Here is a 2,291-nt window from a genome sequence, read left to right as displayed (position 1 = left end):
GCTACGACACCACTGGCGACGTTCCGGGCGTCGATACCGGTTGTGTGGACGACTTGACCGTGTTCATCCACGGCTGGCACAAGACGGGCGGCGACCCCGAACAGGAGGCGGAGGACAAGTTCCTCTCGGCGAAGAACAACCTCGACGCCGCAGGATACGACGGAACCCTGATCGGCTATTCGTGGGACAGCGACGCCGGTGGTGGCATCGATTATGGCTGGGGGACGGCACAGGACGTCGCCCAGAAGAACGGCGTCAAACTCGCGCAGTTCGCGGTGTATCTCAAATACTACTGTCCGAACACCACGCTCAGGTTCGCCAGCCACTCGCTCGGTGCACAGGTGCTCCTCAGTTCGCTTCGCTCGCTTGACGTGACCTCGTGGTGGAACGACGGCGGTTACGAGGTGTACTCGACCCACATGCTCGGCGCGGCGACGGACAACGAAGCGCCCACCAAGGAGTGGATGGACACGTACAACGCCATCACGAACCAGACGACGGCGACGTTCAACTACCACAACGAGGAGGACGACGTGCTGGAGTGGGTGTACAACACCATCGATTTCGACCAGGCGCTCGGCGAGACCGGCTACGAGGACGGCAACACGCCCGCACCCAACTACGTCGAGTACGATGCGACTTCGCAGGTCGGCGACGACCACTCGAACTATCTCGACACCCTCGGCGACGAAATCGTCTACCACATGAACAACGTCCCGTCCTACGTCTGAGACGAATCCGCTCCCGAATCGGGTTCGAACGGCGGTTGCAAAGCGCTTAATTGACCGCCTTACAAACCCTCTCGTATGAAACGGCTCATCATCCACGGGGACCCCGGAATCCGGGACGACGCGATCATCAACTACGACGACGTAGAACAGGTCTGTTTCTCCATCACCCGACAGGGCGACTGGCACGGCCCGGACGAACCCCAACTGTGGTGTGTCATCGGTACCGAGGACGAACGCGAGGACTTCGACCGCCGAAACTACGTTCCCCACTGGCTCGATACGGACGCCATCGACGCCGAGGACGTCGAAGTCGTCGAATCCGCCAACTGATCTGTGGTCGAGTAGTTCGATTCTAACTTCTTCCCGTTCTCCCGCCGAGTCATACCGCTGGTGACGAGTCGATTCCGTCGGAACGTGGCGAACCCGGCGAAAATGTGGGACGGTAACGTGGTTCGTTCGCTAGTTATTTCCACACAGTGCCACCGATCTGTCGATTTTCCGGCGAACCGTTCAGTTTCGAAAATTAATGAATGATTTGGCGGCAGGTAACTGTACGTTCGTTCACTCCAAACCGAAACAACCGGCTGAAATTTCTCTCATTCGGCCTGAAATCGAAAAGAGTGTCTTTCTTAACCGGGCCGCTCGTACGTTCTCACATGACAGGTGTTCGGATTGCAGGAGTCGGCTTGACTCATTTCGGGAAGCATCCCGAGCGGACGGGGCGTGACCTCTTCGCCGAGGCGAGCGCGAGCGCGTTCGCCGATGCGGAGGTCCCCCGCGACGATATCGAGGAACTCTACTACGGAAACTTCATGGGCGAACTGGCGGAGCATCAGGGCCACCAAGGGCCGCTGATGGCGGAAGCCGCGGGAATTCGTGCGCCCGCAACGCGCTACGAGAGCGCGTGTGCATCCAGCGGCGTCGCGATTCGGCAGGCCGTCAAGGACGTTCGGAACGGAGAAGCCGACGCGATTCTCGTCGGCGGCGCGGAACGGATGAACAACCTCGGGACGGCGAAGACGACGGAAGCCCTCGCCATCGCGGCGGACGACCTGTACGAGGTCCGGGCCGGGATAACGTTCCCCGGCGCGTACGCGCTGATGGCGCGAGCATACTTCGAGCAGTACGGCGGTTCGCGCGAGGATTTGGCTCACATTGCGGTGAAAAACCACGCGAACGCCGTGCCAAACGAACACGCCCAGTTCCAGAAGGAGATCGAACTCGAACAGGCGCTCGACGCACCGATGATCGCCGAACCGCTCGGCCTGTTCGACGCGTGTCCCATCACGGACGGTGCGGCCGCCGTCGTGCTCGTCAGTGACGAGTACGCCGCCGACCACGGCCTCGACGCGCCGGTCTCCGTCACGGGAACCGGACAGGGCGGTGACCGGATGGCGCTCCAGGGACGCGAGTACCTCGCTCGTTCACCTGCGGCCGAGGAGGCCGCCGAGGAAGCCTACGCGGACGCCGGAATCGACGCGAGCGACGTGGACGTCGCCGAGGTGCACGACTGTTTCACCATCGCGGAAGTGCTGGCGCTCGAAGCCCTCGACTTCTACG

The 2,291-nt window shown here is 61.6% G+C and carries 3 protein-coding genes; all 3 read left to right on the top strand.

Annotation, left to right across the window (positions count from 1 at the left end):
- Nucleotides 1-731 (top strand): hypothetical protein (locus WBV42_RS01340; protein ID WP_423984444.1); only part of this gene is annotated, 731 nt, incomplete at its 5' end.
- A 75-nt stretch (nucleotides 732-806) separates the two neighbouring features.
- The gene (locus WBV42_RS01335) at nucleotides 807-1,061 is read left to right on the top strand and encodes an HAH_0734 family protein (RefSeq protein ID WP_423984443.1); all 255 of its coding nucleotides are present in this window, start codon (nucleotides 807-809) and stop codon (nucleotides 1,059-1,061) included.
- A gap of 326 nt (nucleotides 1,062-1,387) precedes the next feature.
- The coding region (locus tag WBV42_RS01330; RefSeq protein ID WP_423984442.1) for a thiolase C-terminal domain-containing protein at nucleotides 1,388-2,291 on the top strand (904 nt) is incomplete at its 3' end.

This window comes from Haladaptatus sp. (assembly GCF_049589095.1).
Classification (GTDB): domain Archaea; phylum Halobacteriota; class Halobacteria; order Halobacteriales; family Haladaptataceae; genus Haladaptatus.
This window is presented reverse-complemented; position numbering and strand designations above follow the sequence as displayed.